Source organism: Streptococcus sp. E29BA, from assembly GCF_041807805.1.
GTDB classification, from domain to species: domain Bacteria; phylum Bacillota; class Bacilli; order Lactobacillales; family Streptococcaceae; genus Streptococcus; species Streptococcus entericus.
The window spans coordinates 18,040-43,114 of the sequence record NZ_JBGTZA010000020.1; the positions used below are offsets into that span (position 1 = coordinate 18,040).

Here is a 25,075-nt window from a genome sequence, read left to right on the forward strand (position 1 = left end):
TAGAAAGATAGCTATGACGATATTACTTTCAAAACGTTTGCAGCAAGTTGCTAGCTTTGTGCCGCAAGGTGCAAGGCTTTTAGATGTTGGCAGCGACCATGCTTACCTGCCTGTCGCCTTGATTGTTGCAGGGCAGATTGAGACAGCAGTCGCAGGTGAAGTGGTTGCAGGTCCATATCAGTCTGCTGTAGATACGGTTGGCTCAGCTGGACTGGAGGATAGGATAATCGTCCGTCTAGCGGATGGTTTGGCTGCTATGAAACCCAGCGATAGGATTGACACCATCACGATTTGTGGGATGGGAGGGCGCTTGATTGCGGAGATTTTAGACAAGGGCAGGGCTGAGCTGTCGACTGTCCGCCGCTTGGTGCTCCAGCCCAATAATCGTGAAGATGATCTCCGCCGTTGGTTGACAGCGCATGGCTATGCTATCGTCGCAGAAGACATCTTAGAAGAAAATGGCAAACGCTATGAAATCATCGTAGCAGAGGCAGGTCAGCAAGAGTTGTCTGAGTTGGATATTCGGTTTGGTCCTTTTTTACGGCAGGACCAATCTCCTATTTTCCTGCAGAAGTGGCAGCAAGAGTGTGCCAAACTGGAAGAAGCTCTTGCAGGTATTCCCATCCAACATGAGGAGACCCGCTCTGCTATTTCCCAAAAAATCCAAGCGATCAAGGAGGTACTGCATGAAAGCTAGTGAGGTGATTGCTTGCTACCAAATCTTTTGTCCGCCTAGTCTGTCTATGGAGGGCGATGTTTCAGGTCTTCAGATAGGAACTCTGGACAAGGATATCCAGCGGGTCATGGTGGCTTTGGATATTCGAGAGGCGACGGTGCTTGAAGCGATTGAAAAGAAGATTGACTTGATTATCGTCAAGCATGCGCCGATTTTTAAGCCCTTAAAACACTTAGTGGCAGATGATTTGCAGACTCAAATTTATTTGAAGTTAATCAAGCATGACATAGCGGTTTATGTCAGCCACACCGATATTGATGTCGTAGATGGTGGGCTCAATGACTGGTTTTGTGAGATGCTGGGCATTCAAGTGACAGATGTTCTGCATGAGACAGCTGACGGTCAGGGGATTGGTCGTGTAGGTGTTATTGAACCTGTGACCTTAGAGGAGTTGGCGCTCAAGGTCAGATCCGTCTTTTCATTAGATAGTGTTCGGCTAGTGACCTATGCACACGATAAGCAGCGTTACATCGAGCGAGTAGCGATTTGTGGCGGTAGTGGCGGCAGCTTTTACAAGGAGGCTCTTGCCAAGGAGGCTGATGTCTATATTACAGGAGACATCTATTACCATACAGCTCAGGAGATGCTGACAGAAGGGCTCTTGGCCATTGATCCAGGGCACCATATCGAGGTTCTCTTTGTCCAGAAAGTCACAGCGCTACTGGAGAGCTGGAAAGCAGATTTGGATTGGTCGGTTGATGTCTATCCATCAACAGTCTCTACCAATCCATTTAGACATTTGTAAGCTGAGGCTAGGACGAAGGTTCTAGTCTTTTTAGCAATGTTCGGTAGATGCCCAAGATGTGGTAAGCTCTTCCGATTGACACAGCTTGGATGATCCGACTAGGTCTTTCTGAGATGGGCAACGAACTCTTTTTATTTATCGAGTTCGAACGCACTCCCTTGTGGTATAATAAAATAGAAATCGCATGAAAAAGGAGAAAATGATGAAAGTTGCCGTTATTGGTGCAGGGATTGTCGGATCAACAGCCGCCTATTACTTGTCAAAAGAAGATGGGATAGAAGTGACCGTTTTTGATGAGGGGGTCGGTCAGGCGACCAAGGCTGCAGCAGGGATTATCTGCCCTTGGTTTGCCAGAAAACGTAATAAAAATTGGTACAAAATGGCGCGTTTAGGGGCTGATTTTTACCAGAACTTGGTAGCTGATGTAACGGCCGATGGCTATGACAGCCGTTTTTACGAGCAGGTGGGGGTTGTGGTCATCAAGTCTCGTCAGGATTTTTTGGAGGAGACTTTAGCTTTAGCCTTGACAAGACGAGAAGAGTCGCCTTTGATGGGGGATGTTAGACTCATCAGTCAGGAAGAGTTGGATCGTCATTATGAGGGGATTGCTGGCTTTGACCAGTACCTCTGGGCATCTGGTGCTGCTCGTGTAGAGGGGTCGGAGCTGACCAAGACCTTACTGGCAGCTAGTGGTGTGTCTGTCGTGACGAAAAAAGTTGGCTTTACTGTCTTGTCTGATGGTCGCTACGAGGTGGATGGGCAGGTCTTTGACCGCTTGATCTTGGCTTGTGGGGCTTGGTTGCCTTTTATTTTGGAGGAACACGGTTATACGGTGGCTGTTCGTCCGCAGAAGGGGCAAATCATTGATTATCAGTTTCGTGAGTTGGACACAGGGAGCTATCCTGTCATCATGCCACACGGTGAGGGAGACATTATTCCGTTTCGTGAGGGCGAGTTATCTGTCGGGGCCTCGCATGAGGATAAGATGGGGTATGATTTGACCTTAGACCCTGAGGTGCTTGCGGGACTGGAAGCCAAAGCTCTGCCATTTTTTCAAAAAATTGCTGGCGCAGACAGCAAGAGCTACCGTGTCGGTATCAGGGCCTACACGCCCAATTATGCGCCCTTTTATGGGCAAGTGCCGGGGCTTTCAGGCGTGTATGCCGCTAGTGGGCTGGGGTCGTCTGGCTTGACGACAGGTCCTTTGATTGGACGTGAGCTGGTGCATTTGCTGATGGGAGAGACAGGGCAGCTCGACCCTAGTGACCATCCGATTGGGACGGTGGTGGTAAGAGCTGACAAATCTTAAAAAGTGTGGTATAGTAAAGAAGATTACATGACAAGGAGCTTACCGATGAAAGGTATTATTCTGGCAGGTGGGTCAGGGACTCGCCTCTATCCGTTGACAAGAGCCGCTTCCAAGCAGCTTATGCCGATTTATGATAAGCCGATGATTTACTACCCATTGTCAACCTTGATGTTGGCTGGGATTAAAGAAATTTTGATTATTTCGACACCTCAGGATTTGCCTCGCTTTGAGGATATGTTGGGAGATGGGTCTGAGCTGGGAATTTCCCTGTCTTATGCGGTGCAACCAAGTCCAGATGGTCTGGCTCAAGCCTTTATCATTGGTGAAGAGTTTATCGGAGATGATAGTGTTTGCTTGATTTTAGGAGACAATATTTACCACGGTAATGGTCTGACCAAGATGTTGCAACGTGCGGCTTCTAAAGACAAGGGTGCGACCGTCTTTGGTTACCAAGTCAAAGATCCTGAGCGCTTTGGCGTCGTCGAATTTGATGACAATATGAACGCCATTTCTATCGAAGAAAAGCCTGAACAGCCAAAATCAAACTTTGCGGTGACTGGGCTTTACTTCTACGATAATGATGTCGTGGAAATCGCTAAGAACATTAAGCCAAGTCCTCGTGGTGAACTTGAAATTACAGATGTCAATAAAGCTTACCTTGACCGTGGCGATTTGTCTGTCGAGCTGATGGGGCGTGGTTTTGCTTGGTTGGATACAGGAACGCATGAGAGTTTGCTAGAGGCATCTCAGTACATCGAGACGGTGCAACGCCTGCAAAATGTCCAAGTAGCAAACCTCGAAGAAATTGCCTACCGCATGGGCTACATCACAGATGATCAAGTCAGTGAATTAGCGCAGCCATTGAAGAAAAATGAATACGGGCAGTATTTGCTCCGTTTGATTGGAGAGGCTTAATGACGGAACAATTTTTTGATAAAGAATTAGCCTGCCGCAAGATTGAAGCTATTCCAGGTCTCTTGGAATTCGATATTCCAGTACGCGGGGACAATCGTGGTTGGTTCAAAGAAAATTTCCAGAAGGAAAAAATGGTGCCCCTGGGCTTTCCAGAGAGCTTTTTTGCAGAAGGTAAGTTGCAGAACAATGTCAGCTTTTCCCGTAAGCATGTCTTGCGTGGCCTTCACGCTGAGCCTTGGGACAAGTACATCTCGGTAGCAGACGGCGGTAAGGTTCTGGGGACTTGGGTTGACCTTCGTGAAGGGGAGACTTTCGGTAATACCTACCAGACCATCATTGACGCCAGCAAGGGGATTTTTGTGCCTCGGGGTGTTGCCAATGGTTTTCAAGTTTTGTCAGACTTCGTTGCCTATAGCTATTTGGTCAATGACTACTGGGCCTTGGAGCTCAAGCCTAAGTATGCCTTTGTCAATTATGCAGATCCAAGTCTTGGCATTGAGTGGGAGAATCTCGCAGAAGCCGAAGTCTCAGAAGCTGATAAAAACCATCCGCTACTCAAAGACGTCAAACCTTTGAGAGCTGAGGATTTGTAAGATGTATCAAGAATTTTTAATGATTGCCAGAGAATTAAATCAGATTGGTATCGTTCCACTTCTGATGGGGTCGGTTGGACTAGAGCAAGTGACTGGTCGGGATTGGCAATCCAGAGACTTAGATATTCATGTGCCGAGTGATCTGCGTGGCTGGGAAGCTCCTGATGAGGGACGGATTTATCGCTTTGATGAGCTGAATGCCATCATGGAAAGGCTAGGTTATCAGTTGGTTGACCGCCACGAGCATGAGTTTCAAAAAACTGGAAAATCTGTTGAATTTGGTGGGCTACATTCGCTGCCGAACTTTGCTGGTGTAGACCTAGAAGAAGTAGAAGATGAGGGCGTTCATTATTATTTGCCAAACGTGGAACAGTACCTCAAGATTTATCTGGCATCCTCAAAAGATAGCTACCGTGCTGAGAACAACAATCAAAAAGATTTTGCAAAAATTGCCTATCTGAAATCGATAGTAAATCGTTAGAGTAAGTCATTCTAATAAAAATTGGAGAAAACATGTCAACATTTAAACACATCATCGTCACAGGTGGAGCTGGTTTTATTGGCTCAAACTTTGTGCATTACGTTTACAACAATCATCCAGATGTCCATGTGACGGTCTTGGATAAATTGACCTACGCGGGTAACCGTGCGAACTTGGAAGCCATCTTAGGTGACCGAGTGGAGTTAGTGGTCGGTGACATCGCAGATGCCGAATTGGTGGACAAGTTGGCTGCAAAGGCGGATGCTATTATCCACTATGCAGCTGAAAGTCATAACGATAACTCCCTCAATGACCCATCGCCGTTTATCCACACCAACTTCATCGGGACGTATACCTTGTTGGAAGCGGCTCGTAAATACGATATTCGTTTCCACCACGTATCAACTGATGAAGTTTATGGTGATTTGCCATTGCGTGAGGACCTGCCAGGTCATGGCGAAGGTCCAGGTGAGAAATTCACAGCGGATACCAAGTATAACCCTAGCTCGCCTTACTCCTCTACCAAGGCAGCGTCTGACTTGATTGTCAAGGCTTGGGTACGTTCATTTGGCGTGAAGGCGACCATTTCCAACTGTTCAAACAACTATGGCCCTTACCAGCACATTGAGAAATTTATCCCACGCCAGATTACCAATATCTTGTCTGGTATCAAGCCAAAACTCTACGGTGAAGGGAAAAATGTCCGTGACTGGATTCACACCAACGATCACTCATCAGGTGTCTGGATCATTTTGACTAAGGGACAAATCGGTGAAACCTATCTGATTGGTGCCGATGGTGAGAAGAACAACAAGGAAGTGTTGGAGCTGATTTTGGAGAAAATGGGTCAACCGGCTGATGCCTATGACCATGTGACCGACCGTGCAGGGCACGACCTTCGCTATGCGATTGACGCTAGCAAGCTCCGTGATGAACTGGGTTGGACACCAGAATTTACCAACTTTGAAGCGGGTATCGAAGAAACCATCAAGTGGTATACCGATAACCAAGACTGGTGGCAGGCAGAAAAAGCAGCTGTTGAAGCCAACTATGCTAAGACTCAAGAAGTGATTAAGTAAGTAAAGACGGGAAACCGTCTTTTTACATGCAGGAAAATGTTAAAACAATGGAAATCATGGTATAATAGAACTGAATTAATGTCTAAGGATGGAGAATATGGAACAAATAATCATCGACGGCGGTCAAACTCGTTTACAGGGAGAAGTGACGATTGAGGGAGCAAAAAATGCAGTTTTACCGCTGTTAGCTGCAACGATTTTGGCCAAAGATGGTCAAACTACCCTGCGTCATGTCCCTATTTTGTCAGATGTGTTTGTTATGAATGACGTGGTTAGAGGCTTAGGTATCACGGTAGACTTTAACCAAGAGCAAAATGAAATCACAGTAGATGCGACAAACTTTATTGACCATACCGCTCCGTATGAGTATGTTAGTCGGATGAGAGCCTCTATCGTTGTTCTTGGACCAATCTTAGCACGTTGTGGCGAAGCCGTTGTATCAATGCCAGGGGGCTGTTCTATCGGCAGTCGTCCTATTGATTTGCACTTGAAAGGCTTAGAAGCGATGGGAGCTGAGATTACTCAGTTTGGTGGAGACATTACCGCTAAGGCGGCCAAACTCAAGGGAGCCAATATCTACCTTGATTTCCCGAGTGTTGGAGCCACTCAGAACCTAATGATGGCGGCAACCTTGGCTGAGGGCAAGACAGTCATTGAGAATGCAGCGCGCGAGCCTGAAATTGTCAATTTAGCTGTCTTACTCAATAAGATGGGGGCAGATGTTAGAGGAGCTGGTACGGAAACGCTGACCATCATAGGAGTGAAACATCTCCACGGAGCAGAGCATGATGTGGTTCAAGATCGCATTGAGGCTGGTACATTTATGGTAGCAGCAGCGATGACAAGCGGTGATGTCTTGGTAAAAGACGCTATCTGGGAGCATAATCGACCCTTGATTTCTAAGTTACTGGAAATGGGTGTTGAAGTGACAGAAGAAGCAGGGGGCATACGAGTTCGGTCAGCTGTGCAAAACTTGAAACCTGTCAGTGTTAAAACCTTGCCACATCCAGGTTTTCCAACCGATATGCAAGCCCAGTTCACAGCACTGATGGCTGTTGTCAAAGGAGAGTCATCAATGATTGAGACTGTCTTTGAAAACCGCTTCCAGCATCTCGAAGAGATGCGCCGTATGGGACTTCACACAGAGATTTTGCGAGATACCGCCCTTATCCATGGTGGAGGTAATTTGCAAGGTGCTAAGGTCATGTCAACCGATTTACGAGCCAGTGCCGCTCTCATTTTAACAGGTCTAGTTGCAAAAGGGCAAACAACGGTGACTAAATTAGAACACTTAGACCGTGGCTATTATCAATTTCATGAAAAACTAGCAGGTCTTGGAGCCTCTATCCGTCGTGAAGGAGGTGCTTAGTGGAAACTGGCTGGAAATATGTTGTCAAGCGTCTAGGGATGATGCTGTTTGTTGCCCTTCTTTGCTTGCTTTTTCTGTCACTTGGCTTGATGATTGGCTATGGTGCTCTCGGTGATGGTGACAATGCCACAGCAATTTTATCCCTTGAAAAATGGCGAGAGCTCATTGGTAAGTTTACTGGACAATAAGGAGTCGTCATGTCATCACCAAAAAAATTAAAATCATCGTTGACCTCCGTACTAGTTCTAATCGTTGTCACCATTCTTGGCTTATCCAGTGGTCAGCTTGATTCATTCAAGCAGTTACTTGGAGATAACTCATCGGGATTAGTGACAAAGACTTGGTCTGCTGCCGTTGACCCACTAGAAGAGGATCCAAGCAAAGCGTTGGCAGAGTCAGTCTTGACTGACCGGGTGCTTGAGCAGTTAGGAAATGATATTGCTTGGAATGGCGTTGGCGCATTTGTCATCAATGGTAACAAGACCAATCTCAATGCGGCTGTTGCTAGCTTGCCTTATGTCAATAATGAGACAAAGACTATTCAAGGTCGCACAGTTCCTTGGCGAGCCAATGCCTTGCTAAACAAGTCAACCCGCCAGTATCGGGATCGGAGTAGTACAGGTCAGGGAGGAAATGACTACCGGCCACCAGCTTGGCATCAACGCCATGATTTACCTGGGGAGTATGACCATGCCGTGGATAGAGGACACCTCATCGGTTATGCTTTAGCAGGAGGTTTGGCAGGGTTTGATGCCTCAACGAGCAATCCCCAAAACATTGCAACGCAGACAGCTTGGAGCAACCAAGCCAATGATGATGGCTCAACTGGACAGAATTACTATGAAACTATTATCCGAAAAGCTCTGGATAATAATAAAACAGTGCGTTATCGGGTGACACTTATTTATGATGGTGAGAATCTACCTTCAAGTGGTACCCATCTGGAAGCCAAGTCTTCTGATGGACAAGTGGAGTTTAACGTTTTTGTTCCCAACGTTCAGGAAGGATTGACCTTTAACTATCATAACGGTCAGGTCTATCTAGATAAAGTTTAATAACAGTCCTAGACTAGAACGCTCACAAAGCACACGAGAAAGAAGACAATAGACAAATAAGGCGATGTCAACAAAAAATTATAAGCAATTTTATGAGCAAATCGCTGCTCCATGGCAACATAACCCAAACATTCTTGAGCTGAGCAATCGGTTATTGACCTACTCTATCTATTTGCTCTACCCTGCGGTATTGCTTTATCGCTTTTTTGGAGTTGGTTTTGGGGCAATAGCAGAGCTAATCATCTGGCCAGCTGTTGGATTTTTACTTGTTTCTGGGCTTCGGCGATTGTTCAATCAGCCCAGACCCTACGAAACTTGGAACATTCAGCCCTTGATAAAAAAAGACACTAGTGGTCAATCTTTTCCCAGTCGACATGTCTTTTCAGCTACAGTGATTGGGACGGTATTTTTGTCCGTTCAGCTTGGATTGGGGTTTTTTGTTCTGTCTTTGGCTGCCTGTCTGGCAATGGTCCGAGTGGTCGGTGGGGTTCATTATCCCAGAGATGCCATCGCAGGTTTTTTACTGGGGATTTTGCTAGGCCTACCTGTTTTTTTCTGGTAAAACATGATAAAATAGACATTAAGCTAGGTGTTGCTCAGCTATTTTTTAAGGAAAAAGAAAACACATGAGTATTTTAGAAGTAAAGAATTTAAGCCACGGTTTTGGTGACCGAGCGATTTTTGAGAACGTGTCCTTCCGCCTGCTCAAGGGTGAGCATATCGGCCTTGTCGGGGCAAATGGCGAGGGGAAGTCGACCTTCATGTCCATCGTGATGGGCAAGCTCCAGCCAGACGAGGGCAAGGTTGAGTGGTCCCGTTATGTGACGGCGGGTTATTTGGACCAGCATGCGGTCTTGAAAGCAGGAATGACGGTTCGTGATGTCCTAAGGACAGCCTTTGATGAACTCTTTAAGACCGAAGCCCGCATCAATGAAATTTATATGGCAATGGCAGATGAAGGTGCGGATATGGATGCCTTGATGGAGGAAGTCGGTGAGCTACAAGACCGTCTGGAGAGCCGTGATTTTTATACCTTGGATGCCAAGATTGACGAGGTGGCACGAGCCCTTGGGGTCATGGACTACAGCATGGATAAGGATGTGACCGAGCTGTCTGGTGGCCAGCGTACTAAGGTGTTATTGGCTAAATTGCTGCTTGAAAAACCAGACATTCTGCTCTTGGACGAGCCGACCAACTATCTGGATGCTGAGCATATTGACTGGCTCAAGCGCTACCTGCAAAACTACGAGAATGCCTTTGTCCTCATTTCCCACGATATTCCTTTCTTGAATGATGTCATTAACATCGTCTACCACGTGGAAAACCAGCTCTTGACCCGCTACTCTGGTAACTATTACCAGTTCCAAGAGGTGCACGCCATGAAGCGTGCCCAGCTGGAGGCGGCTTACGAGCGCCAGCAAAAGGAAATTGCTGACTTACAGGACTTTGTCAATCGCAATAAAGCGCGTGTTGCCACCCGCAACATGGCCATGTCCCGCCAGAAAAAGCTGGACAAGATGGATCTCATCGAGCTACAAGCAGAAAAGCCAAAGCCGAGCTTTGACTTTAAGATGGCTCGTACACCTAGCCGCTTTATCTTCCAGACCAAGGACTTGGAAATCGGCTACGATCGTGCCCTGACCAAGGCACCGCTCAATCTGACCTTTGAGCGCAACCAGAAGATTGCCATCATCGGTGCCAACGGTATCGGGAAATCGACCCTGTTGAAGAGTTTGCTGGGCATTATTCCTCCGATTGCTGGCGAGGTGGAGCGAGGCGAGTATCTGGAGTTGGGCTACTTTGAGCAGGAAGTGGCTGGTGGCAATCGTCAGACCCCGCTAGAAGCGGTCTGGGATGCCTTTCCAGCGCTTAACCAAGCCGAAGTCCGTGCTGCCCTTGCCCGCTGTGGCTTGACCAGCAAGCACATCGAGAGCCAGATTCAGGTCTTGTCAGGTGGTGAGCAAGCCAAGGTGCGTTTTTGTCTGCTCATGAACCGTGAAAACAATGTTCTGGTGCTGGACGAGCCGACCAACCACCTGGATGTGGATGCCAAGGACGAGCTCAAACGCGCCTTGCAAGCTTATAAAGGCTCCATTCTCATGGTCTGCCACGAGCCTGATTTCTACGAAGGTTGGGTCGATGCCGTTTGGGATTTTAATGAGATGAGTTAAGTGATGCCAAACGAGATTTACGGTGCTATTTTAGATAGTGGTGAACGGGCTTATACCTTAATGAGTGAGGTCTTTGCTCCTCTGAGTCTAAAGCTTGAAGACTATAACTGGCTGGTATCACATTATTGGATTTATCATATAGATGAAATTCCCTGGGATAAGGATTATACATAGTTGACCGGTGAACAATTGAGACAGGTCTTTGAAAAGTATCCAGCACATCAATGGATTTGGGCTGTTCTATCAGGTAGTGAAGAATTGTGGCAGCTGCCTCTAACTTGCCTTCATCCCTTAGCTCGCCATGAGATAGTTGCTTGGGACTCTACCCTGACCTTGGTTAAAAGTGTTCAGAAAGAAGTGGTTGACAGTTTTCGAGAAGCCTTCCCCCTGAGTGACGATTTGAAAGATTGCATAACATCTTATGAGCTGTGAGGAGGAGAAAACAGTAATGAGTGTTGAGGATAATTTAGTGTTATTAAAAGTGACTAAAGCGCATCAGGGAGAAGGTTTATTTCCTACTTTTTCAATCGGAACACCCGTCCACCACATGACCCCTTGTGGGAAGTATCCTAACTGGTTTTCTTGTGACATAGCGGGGCACAAAACCTATATTCCCAATCATTTCGTGGTTGCTAATCGTTTGATCGTTGATTACAATCCCACGGAGTTAGTTGTCGCAGTAGGTGATCAGGTGGCAATGCTAGAATGCCATGACCAGTGGGCTCTTGTTGACCATGATGGACAAATAGGATGGTTACCAGTGGAGATATTGCAAAAGAATGACTAGACATAAAGAATCCCTCGCTAAACTTTAGCGAGGGATGATGCTTATAAGCTGCTGTCTCTAATGGTTAATTTTGTTGCTAACTTAATCAGAGTTGGAATGGCGTGGCTGGGTTTTACAAGGGCTTGGTGAATCATATCCACAGCAGTTTTCCCCATTTCTTCAGTGTAGACGGTAACGCTGGATAAGGCTGGATAGACCTGCCTAGTAATTGGCGTGTCGTTAAATGAGATGAGGGAGACGCGTTCTGGAACGGCAATCTGGTGCTCTTGGAGCGCCCTTAGGGCACCGAGTGCCATGGTGTCATTCGCGATGAAAAAGGCTGTTGGGAGTTGATCGCCTAATTCTTCGATAGCTGCTGACATCAATTGATAACCAGATGGTGCTGAAAATTCGCCAACATAGACATATTTTGGTTGGTAGATGCCAAGCTCAGTCATGTAATTTTTGAAGGTACGAAAACGCTGATCGACTAGAGTTAACTCCCCGTCAGTGGTTTGTTCCTCACCAGCTAGCATACCAATGCTGCTCAGCTTTTTGTCTAAAAAGTAATCCAAAACACGCACTACCGCATGATCAAAATCAGTGGTCACACAGGAATAACCTACCTCGAGCGTATCGCTGTCCACAAAAATTAGATTGGGGCAACGGCTTTCGAGGTCCTTAATTTGCTTAGGGCTAAATTTTCCAAGAGCAATAATGGCAGCAATGTCTTTGTCCAAAGCGTAAATATCATTGTTAAAAAAGCGTAAAATATCATAGCCTAGCTCTTCAGCCCGTCGTTCAACGCCTAAACGAATGGCGTAGTAGTAGAGGTCATTGAGTTCCTCTTGTTCACTGTACCATTGCAAAATGGCGATGGTCTTTGATGAGGTCAAAGGTGAAGAGGCTGGTCGAAGGTGTTTGGTGTAGTTCAGCTCGTTGGCAACAGCCAAAATCTTTTCACGTTTTTCATCGCTGACAGATAGGTTGGGGTCTTGATTAAGAACGCGTGAAACAGTAGCTGTTGACACCTGTGCTTTTTCTGCAATGTCTTTGATAGTTGTCATGTTCATTCTCCTTGGCAAACTTTTAGTCATATTATAGCATAAAAATAAGCAATCTTTAGTAAAATTATATCACAAAAACATTTTTAGTAAATGTTTAGTAAAAACTTGTTTTTAATTGATTGCTATGCTATAATAACAGTGACAGAATAAACAAAAGGAGTCTCACGATGAACACTATAGAACTAAATCAACAATTCACAGATATCTTTTTCACAGAAGCAGATGCAACCTTTTTTTCACCAGGACGGATTAACCTGATTGGTGAGCATACGGATTACAATGGTGGACATGTTTTTCCTGCGGCTATTACGCTGGGAACTTACGGGGCAGCTCGCAAGCGAGATGATCGAAAAATCCGTCTTTATTCCGCTAATTTTGAACATCTTGGGATTATTGAGATTGATTTGGACAACCTGACGTTCAACAAGGCAGACAACTGGACCAATTATGTCAAGGGAGTTATTAAATTTTTGCAAGAAGCAGGGCATGCGATTGAGACAGGCTTTGAAGCCTTTGTCTATGGTACCATTCCAAACGGTGCAGGACTGTCCTCATCGGCATCGCTGGAGCTCTTGATTGGCATCATTGCTGAAGAGCTCTATGGTCTCAAGCTGGATCGTCTGGACTTGGTCAAAATCGGCAAGAAAACCGAAAATGAGTTTATCGGAGTGAATTCTGGTATCATGGATCAGTTTGCCATCGGGATGGGAGCGGATAATCGCGCCATTTACTTGGATACCAATACCTTGGATTATGAGCTGGTGCCACTGGACTTGGGTGACCACGTCATCGTTATCATGAATACCAACAAACGCCGTGAATTAGCGGATTCCAAGTACAACGAACGCCGTGCGGAATGTGAAAGAGCTGTCGAAGAGTTCAATGCTGTCTTGAACATCCAGACCCTTGGTGAGTTGAGTAGTACGGAGTTTGACCAATATGCCTACCTCATCAAAGATGCCAACCGCATCAAACGGGCTCGCCATGCGGTGTCTGAAAATGAGCGCACGCTTCGTGCTTTAGAGGCTCTCCAAGCGGGCAAACTAGAAGAATTTGGTCGTCTGGTCAACGCGTCCCATGTCTCCTTGGAGCATGATTATGAGGTCACGGGGCTAGAGTTGGATACGCTAGCTCATACCGCTTGGGAGCAAGAGGGCGTGCTTGGGGCTCGCATGACAGGAGCTGGCTTTGGCGGCTGTGGCATTGCCATTGTGAAAAAAGATAAGGTAGATGCCTTTACGGAAAATGTAGGTCGGACCTACACCGAGATTGTTGGTTATACCCCATCATTCTACATGGCAGAAATCGCTGGCGGCAGCCGTGTCCTATCAAGGAAGTGAGAGTAGGACAGAAATCGTGATGTTACCGCCGATTTCCCCTCGTGTCTTCTTTTTATGACTCGGGCTGAAACAGTCTCTCAGACTGTTTCACTCCTACCTCCGCATAGCTCAAACAGCCTGGGAATAGGCTGTTTGAGGTTGGAAATTTAGCGAGTGAAACTTACCACAGACGCAAGGGTTATCAAAGCCTTAAGGCGAAGATAACCCAGTCAACTACTGCGTCTTGTTTATCTGATAAAAATTGGTTACCAACTGATTTTGAAATAAAGGAAAAATATGATGGCAAAACTAATCAATACCTTTGTAGAGCAGGTCATTGAGAGCTCTCATTCTGTCTACACAAAGATGGACAGCATTTATCTGGTCAATCGGGTTCTCGCGCTTGTCGGAGAAGAAGAAGCTGATCGTGAAACAGCTGCCGCAGAGTTGATTGCGCTCAAGGAAGAGTTGGTAGATGTGGCGGTTGAAAATGGCCGTTGCGGCTCGCTTTTTGAAGAGCGAGACTGCCTTGGTGCGGAGCTGATGAATGTCATCACACCACCGCCAAGTGTGGTTAATGAACGCTTTTGGACAACATATGCGGAGCAGCCAGAGCAGGCCATTGCAGAATTCTACGACCTGTCCCAGAAAAATGACTATATCAAGCTGGATGCCATTTCTAAAAACATCGCCTTTGAGACGCCGACGGCCTATGGGAACTTGCAAATCACCATCAACCTATCCAAGCCCGAGAAAGACCCTAAAGCGATTGCGGCGGCGAAACTCCTCAAGCAGTCTAGCTACCCATTGGATCAGCTGGCTATGGAAAATGAGGGTTATCAGGGTCGCCTTGACCACCCGGCTCGTGCCAATCACCGGATTATCCGCGTGGATCTGGGGGAGGAGCGGTGGGGATTTCAGTATTCGCCCTATGCTTATTTCAACGAGCACTGCATCTTTCTAAACACCGAGCATGTGCCTATGGTCATCAGTCGCACCACCTTTGAGCAGCTCTTGGAGTTGGTAGAAATTTTTCCAGGCTACTTTGCAGGCTCCAATGCCGACCTGCCCATCGTAGGCGGTTCTATCCTGACCCACAACCACTATCAGGGTGGTCGTCATACCTTTCCTATGGAAATGGCAGAGCTGGATCATCAGTTTGCCTTTTCAGGATATGAAGACATCACAGCTGGTATTGTCAAATGGCCGATGTCGGTGATTCGTCTGACAGGAGCGGACAAGGAGCGGTTAGTGGATTTGGCGGATAAGATTCGACTGGCTTGGTCAGGTTATTCTGATCCAGACTTAGATATTATTGCTAAAACAGGCGATGAACCACATCACACGGTGACACCGATTGCGAGACGGCGTGGGCAACTGTTTGAGCTAGACCTTGTCCTGCGTGACAATCATACCTCAGATGACCACCCAGACGGGGTCTACCACCCCCATAAGGATGTCCAGCACATCAAAAAAGAAAATATCGGTCTCATTGAGGTCATGGGCTTGGCGATTTTACCTCCACGATTGAAAGAAGAACTAGCAGAAGTTGAGAAGTACCTGCTTGGTCAGGACAATCAGCTAGCAGACTATCATAAAGATTGGGCAGACCGTATCAAGGCGACACAGCCAGATCTGACTAAAGATACGGTCACCACCATCGTCCAAGGAGCTGTTGGACAAGTCTTTGCTCGTGTACTGGAAGACGCTGGCGTCTACAAGCGAGATAAGGAGGGACAATCAGGTTTTTTGCGGTTTGTGGAGAGTGTTGGAGTAACTGGATAATAAATTAAGTTAAACAGTACAATAGGGCATCTCCTGTGATTGACTTAAAATCACAAGGGATGTCCTATTTTGACGTTGACTAAATATTTTTAATCATTTTGGCCAGAGATCCTTAAGTGTCTCCATCAGTGGTGTTAGTCGCTTCTTTTCTGAAATGAGGTGGGTCATATAAAAGGGGAGACTAGCACGTTCATCGGTAATCAAAAGCATTTTGCGATTGTTATTCTTAATCGAATGTCCAGAGAGATTGGTCGAGAAGTATGCCAGAACTTGGATATTCATGAGAGCGATCAGGACAAGACCTACCATGTCTTTATCCGAGAGACCGCCCAGTTTTCATCTACAATAAAGAGAACTCTGACCTCAACCGCTACATGCGAGGACGTGAACTAATCCGCCAACTCACTCACGACAGCAAGTATATCCCTAGACGCAGACGACCGAATATGACCAGTCTTAAAGAGAAAATAGCAGAGCTTAATCTTCTTATTGAATTAGACCTTAACAACCAATCTTACCAGGAAGTCAAAGACGAACTCATCAAAGAAATTGCCCAGCTGGATTTGACCATCACGGATTTACAGGATAAGGTCGCTCATCTCAACAAGGTAGCAGAGGTTCTGCTTAATCTCAACAACTCCGACTCAGAAAACAGACGGCTAGCCAGGTATGATTATGCTAAGATGAATCTGACCGCAGCTATAACACTTGAGCAGCTAGAGCTAGAAGTAAGAATGTTTCAAAAAAATCTTGGAGAAGCCATTGATTTTTACGAATATAAAGTTAGAAGATTAGAGAAATTTTCCAACATACTTGATAAAACAAAGTATCAAAATATCACCAATTTAGAACATGAAACTAAATCAATCTAGTTATTTAACGTTTAAGAAGAACTTAAAAGTCAAAATCAATTAAGTAGCATCTAATTCCTTTAAATAATTCTCTATTTTCATAAGCATTAAGGGATTGTTATAAATCTTGCATAACTCTCGTGCTTCTATATAATAATTTTTGACTTGTTCTTTGTCTAGAAATTGAGCTCCAGCATTTCCGACAAGAATGAGTAGGGGAGCTAGTTGGTAGCTTGTTTGCCGCTCTTTACAGATCTCGATCGTTTCAAGAGCTTCTTGGACGGCTTCGTTATATTTTTCCTTTGACACTAAATAGTGAGCGTAGTTGTAGCGAACTCTGATGTAACCAAATAAAAACTCTTGATGATCTAGATTTTTTGTCTGATACAACTCCATTAAATGAGAGTAGTTTGCTTTATATTCTTGTTCACGGCCAACGAGGGAGTAGAAATTAGATAGTGTGTTCAGTGCCTTTAAGTAAATTAAAGTAGTTGAGGATACTTTTGATAATATATTTTCCAAGTGGGAGATGGCCTCAAACTGAAGGTTATATTGGTAGAAGTCAATGATAGCTTTAATCCATTCAAGGTAAGTTCGGTCTTCTAGTGTTAGAAAGGTGCTTCGGCCAACCTCTATTTTATAAAGATATTCTAAATCGTCATAATTCCTATCGTCTAGTAGACTGGAAGATAGGTGTTTGAAGTTGGACAGGTTAGACTTGATTTCAATTTGTTCATTGAAAAAGTAATCTAATGGGACTTCAAGTCGCTGAGAAAGTTTAAACAAAAGGTCAGCGGATGGAATGAAGTGTCCCCTCTCAATCTTACTGATCTGGCTCTGTTCGCAAATCCCTTCTGCCAGGGTTTGTTGGGAGAGTCCTAGTTCTTTTCTTTTTAATCTGAATTTTTCAGCGAGTATACTCATAAAAACAATATTTCCTTCTATTTTTCTGAATCCAGTATATAACATTTAGTTAAAAATGGCAAATTCCCATGAAATAACATTACTGTTTATAATAATAAAAAAAAAGTAAAAAAACGCATAAAAACAATTGACTAAATAAAATGTATCTGTTAAGATAAAGACAAGGAAACAGAAAGGGGTTTCACAAATGAAGAAAAATCGTGGAATTCACGTGGAATTCAAAAATTAGCTATATTAGTATTATTAGGGTTTTTTACGTTTAGTAATACAATTCCTTACCAACAGTTTATTCAGAAGAATAAACGATTGGAGATTCGAGTAGAATCACAAAAGAAGTCTGATGGTCTTGATGTTGGGAAGGCTGATTAGTTGATTAGTTGATTAAATGATAAAGATACTATTAACTTTATAGTATTTCTGTTTTATCTAATTTTTAATTAGAAAGAAGGGATTCCAATGTACTAGGATGTGATTTGTAGAAACTTTTAAACACAGTCGTTGCTATTGTTAGATTTTAAGTGAAAGAAATGGGGACTTTACGATGAAAAAAAGTATTAAAAAAATGGTTACAACATCTTTACTTACACTGACTTTGGCGGGTGCAGGTAGTTCTATCGTTTCAGCTGCAACAGTTTGGTATAATGGTACTGCAGTTTATTGGGATTATGGTCGTACCGCTGGTCTTTGGAGCTATTCACACGTTCAATCTGGTGTTTACGAACATTCAGCAACTGCGAATGGAGCATTCTCAGGATGGAAACGACCTGGGGTTGAAGCACGTGCATCTAAATACATCGGAACTGATACTGCCGAATGCTATTGGAATTGTCGGTAAGTGCATATGATTTACAAAAACATGTTATTAGGTAAGATGAAATACTTAATCCTGTTTTTGGTTGCCATTCAGAGTACTTTATTTACTCTGATGGCAATTTTTTTTACAGGTTTACAGTATCAAAATTCATGGAGGAGCTATAATCATAATTCAGGGACGTTAACTGTTTATCTTCAAAGACTAACAGAAGAGCAATCGCAAAATGTATTTAATTATTTTTTAGAGCAAAGAGATTTGTCTATTTGGACAAAACGTTTTGAAAGTAGTGATACAGGCGAAGGGGTAAATAGGATTTATATAGATGTCCTTGGTAGTCCGACTGGTTTTTCAGATTTTATCAATAGTGGTGGTAAAACAGTTGTATCACAACAACAATTTGGAGAGTTATTATCTCATAAGGATAATTATATGACTATTGGACTTGATAAAGGCTCCAATAATATGCTTTACGAATTACCAGATTTACTATTTACTACACCAGTAGTCATTGATCGATTAGATTATATCTTCCAAAATACAAATACAATCAGTGGAATCTATTATATTAATGGTCTTCATGAAGCTACAGCACGGGATACTTTCTTGATAAATCTTTCAACAATTACAGGCATCTCTGTTGAGGATTTAACGAAAGAAAGGTTTGGAAGTAATACCGACGAAGGAATTTGGGCAATAGTACTAGCCATTAGTATCTTGGTAAATGCACTTATTTTACTTATCCTATTCTTGCTTTGTGTTCTTCAATCCTTTAAACACTTTGGAACGTTGATTCTATTAGGTTGGGATAGAAAAGAATTGTGGTCAGCTTTTTTCAAGCCTTCTTTACTATTTTCTATTTATATTATTCCTCTTGTATCTTTAGGTATTTGGTTTGTGTCAGGCTGGTTTACTTTTGGACTATCGTCCTTAATTCCAGTTTTTGAAGGATCAAGTCTTTCAGTTTTATTACTTCTGTTGACACTAGTTATTCCAAGTATTATTGTTTATTCGGTTTCTCCATTAGCTGCAATCCATAAACGCTTGCCAATGAAACCACTAATGGCAATTAGTTTGTTATTTTATGCTTTGGTGGCTGGTCTATTAATTACAGTTAGTCATTCTTTAGATGCACCAATGAATCAGTTTATTGATAATATAAAAGTATCTAGAGAATGGAAAAATGTGGAAGACATGTATGTTATCTCAGGTTTTGTTGAGGGAGATGATATAGGAACTTACGCAGGAACAACGAACTCTTTCGAGAGTAGTATGTATCAGTTTTATCAACGAATTTCAGATATCCCAGGTGTTTACATTGCGCAAGGTGAATATCTTGGTCAGGAGTATCTTGATACAATCTATGGTACCTACCAACATGTCCCAAGAAAACCATTTTGGTACTTAAACTACTCATATAACTATCTACAGGACCTAGGTATTAAGTTAAGTGATGAAGAGCTACTAGAAGTAAGCAATGGCACTCGCTTATATCTTTTACCTGACACACTCAGTATAGAAGAGATTGAAGTGATGAAGGCTCATTTGCAAGAAAGTGTAAAAGTAAAACCAGGGGATTTACAAACTAGATTCACAGAAAACCCCAAGTTTATGTTTAGAGTCTACCATCCATCTGAGTCAATATTTACTTGGTCAACTTCTATTTCTCAGGGTGTTACTAGTAAAGAGCCAGTTATTTTTGTATCGGCACCAGAAAATTTATATTTTATGGAGTCAGCAAACCTAGCTGTAAGTGGTTATGATGGTATTTTGAAGGTCCGTGATCAGGAAACAATGAATCATGTGACATCCATTTTAGAAACAGATTTTCCTGATTTAGCAGACAATAAGTTGACGTTTACAACGGTCAAGGATTTTATTAATGGACTGCAAAAAGATTTGAGTTATACTTTCTATCTTTTCGGTACTATAATAGCTATTATCATCGTTACAATGATGGCTATTTTCTGGAGTTTTGTCTTGGTTTATCGGCTATTATTTGAAGAGAAATTGTATGTTCAATACTTTATGGGATTCTCACCATGGAAGAGATATATTGGTGTCCTTTCTCTTGTTGTTGGTTTTTCTATAGTAGAATTATTAGCTTCTATCTTACTCGGATCTAAGTTGGGAATAGTAATGACACTAGCTACATTTGCTTTTCAATTGATGCTTCTTTACTTCAGTCTGTTTCGTAAAGAAGGAGAGAGTATTTTAAAATCATTCAAGGGGTGATCTAATGTCTATGATTTCAGTACAAAATGTATCTAAAAAGTTTGGCTCAAGAGAAATTTTTAGAGGCTTGAGTTTTGATGTTGAAGAAAATGAGTTTGTGGCTTTGGTAGGGCCTTCTGGTTCTGGGAAATCAACTATACTCAATATGATTGGGCTCTTGGATAATGTTGATAGTGGCAAAATTTTAATCAACGGGAAAGTTTTGCCTAAAGTGAATTCGCAATCGGCGGTTCATTATCGAAAGAATGTCATCAATTATCTATTTCAATCCAATGCCCTCATTTCTACATCTAGCGTGAAAGATAATTTGATGCTTGCCATGACTTTTACGGATTTCTCTAAGCAAGAGAAGGAGCAAAGAATTAAGGAAACTCTACAATTCGTTGGTTTAGAAAATCGATTAAATAGCAAAATCAATGAATTGTCTGGTGGTGAACAGCAGAGAATTGCGATTGTGAGGGCTATTTTAAAGCCAGGCGATATTGTCCTAGCTGATGAACCTACTGGCTCGTTGGATCCTGAAATGTCACAAAAAGCATTTGATTTGATTCGAACTTTGAGAGATCAATTTGGCAAAACAATTTTGATTGTTACGCATAATATGGAGCAAGCAATGCAGTGTGATCGAGTTATTTCACTGGAGTCAGTTTTGTGAGTTAATTCAGTTATCATTACCAATTGAGATAGATTTTTTAACCTATGGAACATTGAAAGGGGGCAAACATGAAAACATTTGAATACTATGTTATACGACGACCAAGTTTGCATAGTCATTTAGAATTATAAACTCATGTATTGGTTGAAAATTATATCGATGACGTCCTCTGTCTGCATATAATTACTAACAATGAATTAAGTGTAGAACACTTTATAAATTCTGTCTAGTTTAGTGTAACCGATTCAAGTTAATCAAAGACATTGCCCAGCTGGATTTGACCATCACGGATTTACAGGATAAGGTCGCTCATCTCAACAAAGTAGCAGAAGTCCTTCTCAACCTCAACAATTCCGACCCAGAAAACAGACGGCTAGCCAGATATGACTATGGCAAGATGAATCTGACACCAGCCATTAAACTGGAGCAGCTGGAGAAAGGGATTGAAGAAAATCAAAATTCTCTAATAAAATGGATAGACGACTACGAATATAAGGTTAGGAGATTAGAGGAATTGGTAAACATAGTTGATAAGCAAAGACATCAAAATCAAACAAATTATGAAAACAAAAATATATCACTTTAGAAGGGATGTTCTGCAAAAAAAACAATAAAATAAGCACAAAAATCCTTGACAAACCAATTTAAATATGGTATTGTAAAATCAAGTAAGAAAGAGCTTACAAAAAAATAATAATTAACTATAATTTCAATTACTTTTAATCTTAATAGAATCAAATACTAATACGAATATTCCCGTTAATATTATCTAAATTGTTAGTGAAAAATTAAGTTGAAAGGGAAAATATTTGTTTGTATAGTGGATTCTAGATAAATTAATAGATATTAAAGTAAGAACTCTGTCTGTAGAAAGGAACGTGCAGTTAGAAAGGAGGAAAAAATAGGATACTATAATTCAGACTGAGATTTCTAATTAAAATATTTAGTTGCATTTCGCTCATTTTCATAATATTTCATTTTAGAGGAGTAATACTATGTTAAAAATTAGAAAAGTAGTTGCATCATCCCTTGCCGTTTTGGCATTTAGTTTGGCTCTTCCTGTTTTGGCAGTTTCTCACCTTGGTGGCGAGTGGACCTATGGAGGCCATCATGATCCAAATAATTGGGGAGCATTTTCGAATTATTATCATGGTTCACAGTATCACTGGGCCTATGTTGGAAGTAAAGGACGTAACAATCAAAAAACAACTTATGCAGGAGCACATAGTGCGGCCTATGCGTTTGTTAATACAAATTTTGGGGAGCCAGTTACATTTGATGCGGGATGGTAAAGAATAATTGAAGAAGATTCTTTTATCAATAGTTTAGTAAGCTTGTTAGTTTGTAGAGGGCAGGGGTATTTCTGCCCTCTATTTTAGAATAAGGAATGCACTATGAAAAAACTATTTATACTCATATCCAATCTGCTTGCTAGTTTGTTCTTTGTTTGGGTATTTACCATTTGGACGGATACATATGTAACCCATTATTACCCCAACGTTGTTGTACGTGATTCTTCCCCTGAAACAACTTTTCAGCATGTTGCTACACGCTTGGAAAAACTAGCAGAAGAAACGGATAGCTTTATTGCGATTCAACACCAAGTTCCTAACTCAGAAGGTACTACAGTTTTTTCTTATACGACCTTTGGGGACGGAAAGTTGCCTGATGGGCTTCAGGAGAGAAAGTTTGAAGACGCTCAAAGTAGCAGTGTTGAAACAAACTATTTTATCTTCGATGGACACCTAGATATTCACTTGCTAAGGGAGGAGCTAAGTCAACTTGGCTTGACTAACATGCACCTGACAACTCCGTCTAAACTATCTACGTTAATGGCTATCTTTAGTAACGGATTTCAGTTAATCAGTCTATTGATTTTCATCTTAACCTTTGGAGCACTGACTTTAATTAGCCAAATTAGCCAATTACGGTCGTCGGGCATTCGCCTCATTTCAGGAGAGAAACGGTGGTCCATTTTTCTTAGGCCCGTGGTTGAAGATTTGAAAGGGATAGCTGGCGGTTTCAGTTTAGCTGTCGTGCTCACTGTTGTTTTGCAAAAAATTCTGTCGCTTCCAACGGAATCTCTAATGACCATAGGAGCAGGCTTGCTCAGTTATAATCTCATCTTGATGTTAATCTCTCTATTTTTCGCCCAACTCTTCGCAGTTGGGATAAAAAAGGTACACCTGATGCAGATTATAAAAGGGCAAGTGCCTGTCAGAGGAATCATTAGTTTGATTTTAATCGGTCAACTATTAGCGGTTATTATTGTGACGCTGGGAATAGGGAGTAGCTTAAAGTATTCCCAAGCCTGGCAACAGCATCGGATTGGACAAGAGGTTTGGAGTCAGGAAAGGCAACTGATTATCCTATCAATCAGCCGTGAAGGACTGAGTCCTGGTTTTGATGAACAAGCTCAAAGGCAACTCAGAACTTGGTACCAACTGATGGATCTGGCTGTTTCAGAACAAAAGGCTTTCTTATCTAGACACCAGTTAATTGACCGTACTTTGCAAAATGGCATGGCTTCCTCCAAAAATTTGACAACCTCTACAGAATGGCAGGATTATAGCCCGAATGGCAATGTCCTTATCGTCACACCGCAATACTTGGAGCGTCAAAACATTCCTGTAGATACAACTATTGAGCAAAAGATGAATCACCTTGATGTAGGGGAGTTTGTCTTGTTGTTGCCTGAACACCTTCGTTCAGAGGAAGAACATTATAAATCTGTTTTTGAAGACGACTTAACCAGTCGCATGTCTAGTCAAGATGAACGACAGCAAATGACTGCTACGGTAGGTTATTTGGAATCAGGTCAGGATCGTTTTGTGTATAATACGACCCCTATTTCTTACCAGCAGTTTTTGAAAGATCCAATCATCATTGTTATAACACCCCAATCAACTGGTCCACAGTCCATTTGGTTTTGGGTAGACGCAGTACAGAACTATGTTCTCTTTAATCAATTGTCTGATGCCCAGGAGCTTATCCAGAGACAAGGTATTGAAAATTGGGTCTCAGAAATGCCATCAGGATATAACAACTACATCACATTATCGAATAATATCCAGAGGGAACGTTGGGTAATGTTGGCGGGAGCGGTGCTTGGGATTGCAACTTCGATTTTGCTGTTTAACACCATGAATAGGCTCTACTTTGAAGAATTTAGACGTGCCATCTTTATCAAACGGATTGCAGGTCTTAGATTCTTAGAAATCCATCGTACTTACCTCTTGGCTCAACTGGGTGTGTTTTTACTGGGATTTGTGGCGAGTGTATTCCTTCAGGTAGAGGTAGTGGTTGCTTTTTTAGTCTTATTGCTCTTTATTGGTGTATCTCTTTTACAACTACATGTCCAAATGCAGAAAGAAAACAAGATGTCCATGCTTGTTTTGAAGGGAGGTTAATATGATTGAACTTAAACGGGTAAGTAAGTCTTTTGGAGAAAGAGAGTTGTTTTCGAATCTTTCAATGACATTTGAGGCTGGGAAAGTCTATGCCTTGATCGGTTCAAGCGGTAGTGGGAAAACAACCTTAATGAACATGATGGGGAAATTAGAACCTTATGATGGGACGATTTTTTACCGAGGTAAAGACTTGGCCAGTTATAAGTCGAGTGATTTTTTCCGTCACGAATTGGGTTACCTCTTCCAGAACTTTGGCTTGATTGAAAATCAAACCATAGAAGAAAACCTTAAACTAGGTCTCGTTGGTCAAAAGTTGAGTCGGTCGGAGCAACGATTGAAACAGAAGAAGGCCTTAGAACAGGTCGGTCTGTCTTACCTTGACCTCGATAAACGTATTTTTGAGTTATCTGGCGGAGAGTCGCAGCGGGTTGCTTTGGCAAAAGTTATCTTAAAGAATCCACCCTTTATTTTGGCAGATGAACCGACGGCTTCCATAGATCCGGCAACCTCTCAGTTGATTATGGAGATATTGTTGTCTCTTAGAGATGATAATCGGCTAATCATTATCGCGACCCACAATCCGACAATCTGGGAAATGGCTGATGAAGTGGTCACTATGGATAGTCTGAAATAAAAATCCCCTGTTTCAATAGCATTTTAAGTTACCGAAATATTATCTTGACTTGATACTTGAAGTTAATTTAGGATTGAAGTTTATTAATTCTGGCTCTTTGTCAACTGTAGTGGGTTGACCCACTTAACACCGAGAGAGGACAGTTCTTGTCTTCTCTCGTTTTAT

At 42.7% G+C, this 25,075-nt stretch carries 27 protein-coding genes and 2 pseudogenes; 26 read left to right on the forward strand and 3 right to left on the reverse strand.

The window, feature by feature from the left end; translation table 11 throughout:
- The first annotated feature begins 13 nt into the window (after positions 1 to 13).
- The 15 genes from ACERC8_RS06260 to ACERC8_RS06330 all read left to right on the forward strand — a co-directional run bounded on the left by ACERC8_RS06260 (position 14) and on the right by ACERC8_RS06330 (position 11,240).
- A complete protein-coding gene (locus ACERC8_RS06260; RefSeq protein WP_373659036.1) occupies positions 14 to 697 on the forward strand; it encodes a tRNA (adenine(22)-N(1))-methyltransferase TrmK in 684 nt (227 codons plus the stop codon).
- A complete protein-coding gene (locus tag ACERC8_RS06265; protein ID WP_373659037.1) occupies positions 687 to 1,481 on the forward strand; it encodes a Nif3-like dinuclear metal center hexameric protein in 795 nt (264 codons plus the stop codon). Before ACERC8_RS06260 ends, ACERC8_RS06265 begins: the two co-directional genes overlap by 11 nt.
- 202 nt (positions 1,482 to 1,683) lie before the next feature.
- Positions 1,684 to 2,790 carry an NAD(P)/FAD-dependent oxidoreductase gene (locus ACERC8_RS06270; RefSeq protein ID WP_373659038.1) on the forward strand — a complete coding sequence of 369 codons (1,107 nt, stop codon included), beginning with the start codon at positions 1,684 to 1,686 and terminating at the stop codon, positions 2,788 to 2,790.
- A gap of 45 nt (positions 2,791 to 2,835) precedes the next feature.
- Entirely contained in the window at positions 2,836 to 3,705 is an 870-nt protein-coding gene (rfbA, locus tag ACERC8_RS06275) for a glucose-1-phosphate thymidylyltransferase RfbA (protein ID WP_373659039.1), read from the forward strand.
- On the forward strand, positions 3,705 to 4,298 hold the full coding sequence (locus ACERC8_RS06280; RefSeq protein ID WP_373659041.1) for a dTDP-4-dehydrorhamnose 3,5-epimerase family protein: 594 nt from the start codon (positions 3,705 to 3,707) through the stop codon (positions 4,296 to 4,298). Before rfbA ends, ACERC8_RS06280 begins: the two co-directional genes overlap by 1 nt.
- A gap of 1 nt (position 4,299) precedes the next feature.
- A complete protein-coding gene (locus tag ACERC8_RS06285) occupies positions 4,300 to 4,779 on the forward strand; it encodes a phosphoribosylanthranilate isomerase (protein ID WP_373659042.1) in 480 nt (159 codons plus the stop codon).
- Positions 4,780 to 4,811: 32 nt separating this feature from the next.
- Positions 4,812 to 5,858 carry a dTDP-glucose 4,6-dehydratase gene (gene rfbB / locus ACERC8_RS06290; RefSeq protein ID WP_373659043.1) on the forward strand — a complete coding sequence of 349 codons (1,047 nt, stop codon included), beginning with the start codon at positions 4,812 to 4,814 and terminating at the stop codon, positions 5,856 to 5,858.
- A 97-nt stretch (positions 5,859 to 5,955) separates the two neighbouring features.
- Positions 5,956 to 7,227 carry a UDP-N-acetylglucosamine 1-carboxyvinyltransferase gene (murA, locus tag ACERC8_RS06295; protein ID WP_373659044.1) on the forward strand — a complete coding sequence of 424 codons (1,272 nt, stop codon included), beginning with the start codon at positions 5,956 to 5,958 and terminating at the stop codon, positions 7,225 to 7,227.
- Positions 7,227 to 7,415, forward strand: a complete 189-nt coding sequence (locus ACERC8_RS06300) for a DNA-directed RNA polymerase subunit beta (protein ID WP_373659045.1) — start codon at positions 7,227 to 7,229, stop codon at positions 7,413 to 7,415. The genes murA and ACERC8_RS06300 overlap by 1 nt, the downstream gene beginning before the upstream one ends.
- A 9-nt stretch (positions 7,416 to 7,424) precedes the next feature.
- Entirely contained in the window at positions 7,425 to 8,282 is an 858-nt protein-coding gene (locus ACERC8_RS06305; protein ID WP_373659046.1) for a DNA/RNA non-specific endonuclease, read from the forward strand.
- Between the two features lie 64 nt (positions 8,283 to 8,346).
- Positions 8,347 to 8,844, forward strand: coding sequence for a phosphatase PAP2 family protein (locus ACERC8_RS06310; protein WP_373659047.1), 498 nt, complete (start codon positions 8,347 to 8,349; stop codon positions 8,842 to 8,844).
- A 64-nt stretch (positions 8,845 to 8,908) separates the two neighbouring features.
- Positions 8,909 to 10,453, forward strand: a complete 1,545-nt coding sequence (locus tag ACERC8_RS06315) for an ABC-F family ATP-binding cassette domain-containing protein (protein WP_373659048.1) — start codon at positions 8,909 to 8,911, stop codon at positions 10,451 to 10,453.
- A gap of 3 nt (positions 10,454 to 10,456) precedes the next feature.
- The gene (locus ACERC8_RS06320; RefSeq protein WP_373659049.1) at positions 10,457 to 10,627 is read left to right on the forward strand and encodes a hypothetical protein; all 171 of its coding nucleotides are present in this window, start codon (positions 10,457 to 10,459) and stop codon (positions 10,625 to 10,627) included.
- On the forward strand, positions 10,628 to 10,885 hold the full coding sequence (locus ACERC8_RS06325) for a hypothetical protein (protein WP_373659050.1): 258 nt from the start codon (positions 10,628 to 10,630) through the stop codon (positions 10,883 to 10,885).
- Positions 10,875 to 11,240, forward strand: a complete 366-nt coding sequence (locus ACERC8_RS06330) for a hypothetical protein (protein ID WP_373659051.1) — start codon at positions 10,875 to 10,877, stop codon at positions 11,238 to 11,240. The genes ACERC8_RS06325 and ACERC8_RS06330 overlap by 11 nt, the downstream gene beginning before the upstream one ends.
- Positions 11,241 to 11,281: 41 nt before the next feature.
- Here the strand turns inward: ACERC8_RS06330 and ACERC8_RS06335 are convergent, their stop codons facing one another.
- Positions 11,282 to 12,286 (reverse strand): LacI family DNA-binding transcriptional regulator, encoded by a 1,005-nt coding sequence (locus ACERC8_RS06335; RefSeq protein ID WP_373659052.1) that lies wholly within the window; start codon positions 12,284 to 12,286, stop codon positions 11,282 to 11,284.
- A 167-nt stretch (positions 12,287 to 12,453) separates the two neighbouring features.
- On the opposite strand from ACERC8_RS06335, the gene ACERC8_RS06340 reads away from it, so the two are divergent.
- Complete coding sequence (locus ACERC8_RS06340; protein WP_373659053.1) at positions 12,454 to 13,626, forward strand: galactokinase; 1,173 nt, start codon at positions 12,454 to 12,456, stop codon at positions 13,624 to 13,626.
- A 279-nt stretch (positions 13,627 to 13,905) separates the two neighbouring features.
- A complete protein-coding gene (gene galT, locus ACERC8_RS06345; protein ID WP_373659054.1) occupies positions 13,906 to 15,390 on the forward strand; it encodes a UDP-glucose--hexose-1-phosphate uridylyltransferase in 1,485 nt (494 codons plus the stop codon).
- Positions 15,391 to 15,483: 93 nt separating this feature from the next.
- On the opposite strand, the gene ACERC8_RS06350 is transcribed toward galT, so the two are convergent.
- Positions 15,484 to 15,699, reverse strand: coding sequence for a hypothetical protein (locus ACERC8_RS06350; protein ID WP_373659065.1), 216 nt, complete (start codon positions 15,697 to 15,699; stop codon positions 15,484 to 15,486).
- Between ACERC8_RS06350 and ACERC8_RS06355 the strand changes: the two are divergent.
- Positions 15,655 to 16,262: pseudogene (locus ACERC8_RS06355) on the forward strand (helical hairpin domain-containing protein); the annotation flags it as partial. The gene ACERC8_RS06350 and the pseudogene ACERC8_RS06355 overlap by 45 nt on opposite strands.
- A 39-nt stretch (positions 16,263 to 16,301) precedes the next feature.
- Here ACERC8_RS06355 and ACERC8_RS06360 read toward each other — a convergent pair.
- Entirely contained in the window at positions 16,302 to 17,165 is an 864-nt protein-coding gene (locus ACERC8_RS06360; protein WP_373659055.1) for a helix-turn-helix domain-containing protein, read from the reverse strand.
- Between the two features lie 216 nt (positions 17,166 to 17,381).
- Between ACERC8_RS06360 and ACERC8_RS06365 the strand changes: the two genes are divergently transcribed.
- The 8 genes and pseudogenes from ACERC8_RS06365 (at position 17,382) to ACERC8_RS06400 (ending at position 24,910) form a co-directional block, all read left to right on the forward strand.
- Positions 17,382 to 17,534, forward strand: coding sequence for a PhrA family quorum-sensing system peptide (locus tag ACERC8_RS06365; protein ID WP_373659064.1), 153 nt, complete (start codon positions 17,382 to 17,384; stop codon positions 17,532 to 17,534).
- A 172-nt stretch (positions 17,535 to 17,706) separates the two neighbouring features.
- A complete protein-coding gene (locus tag ACERC8_RS06370) occupies positions 17,707 to 18,000 on the forward strand; it encodes a hypothetical protein (protein ID WP_373659056.1) in 294 nt (97 codons plus the stop codon).
- A 36-nt stretch (positions 18,001 to 18,036) separates the two neighbouring features.
- The gene (locus ACERC8_RS06375; protein ID WP_373659057.1) at positions 18,037 to 20,211 is read left to right on the forward strand and encodes an ABC transporter permease; all 2,175 of its coding nucleotides are present in this window, start codon (positions 18,037 to 18,039) and stop codon (positions 20,209 to 20,211) included.
- A 4-nt stretch (positions 20,212 to 20,215) separates the two neighbouring features.
- On the forward strand, positions 20,216 to 20,866 hold the full coding sequence (locus ACERC8_RS06380) for an ABC transporter ATP-binding protein (protein WP_373659058.1): 651 nt from the start codon (positions 20,216 to 20,218) through the stop codon (positions 20,864 to 20,866).
- 247 nt (positions 20,867 to 21,113) lie between these two features.
- Positions 21,114 to 21,452: pseudogene (locus ACERC8_RS06385) on the forward strand (helical hairpin domain-containing protein); the annotation flags it as partial.
- A 409-nt stretch (positions 21,453 to 21,861) separates the two neighbouring features.
- Positions 21,862 to 22,158: a lactococcin 972 family bacteriocin gene (locus tag ACERC8_RS06390; protein WP_373659059.1), complete on the forward strand. Its 297-nt coding sequence runs from the start codon at positions 21,862 to 21,864 to the stop codon at positions 22,156 to 22,158.
- Positions 22,159 to 22,260: 102 nt separating this feature from the next.
- Complete coding sequence (locus ACERC8_RS06395) at positions 22,261 to 24,276, forward strand: bacteriocin-associated integral membrane family protein (RefSeq protein WP_373659060.1); 2,016 nt, start codon at positions 22,261 to 22,263, stop codon at positions 24,274 to 24,276.
- 1 nt (position 24,277) lies between these two features.
- A complete protein-coding gene (locus tag ACERC8_RS06400) occupies positions 24,278 to 24,910 on the forward strand; it encodes an ABC transporter ATP-binding protein (RefSeq protein ID WP_373659062.1) in 633 nt (210 codons plus the stop codon).
- Positions 24,911 to 25,075: the final 165 nt, after the last annotated feature.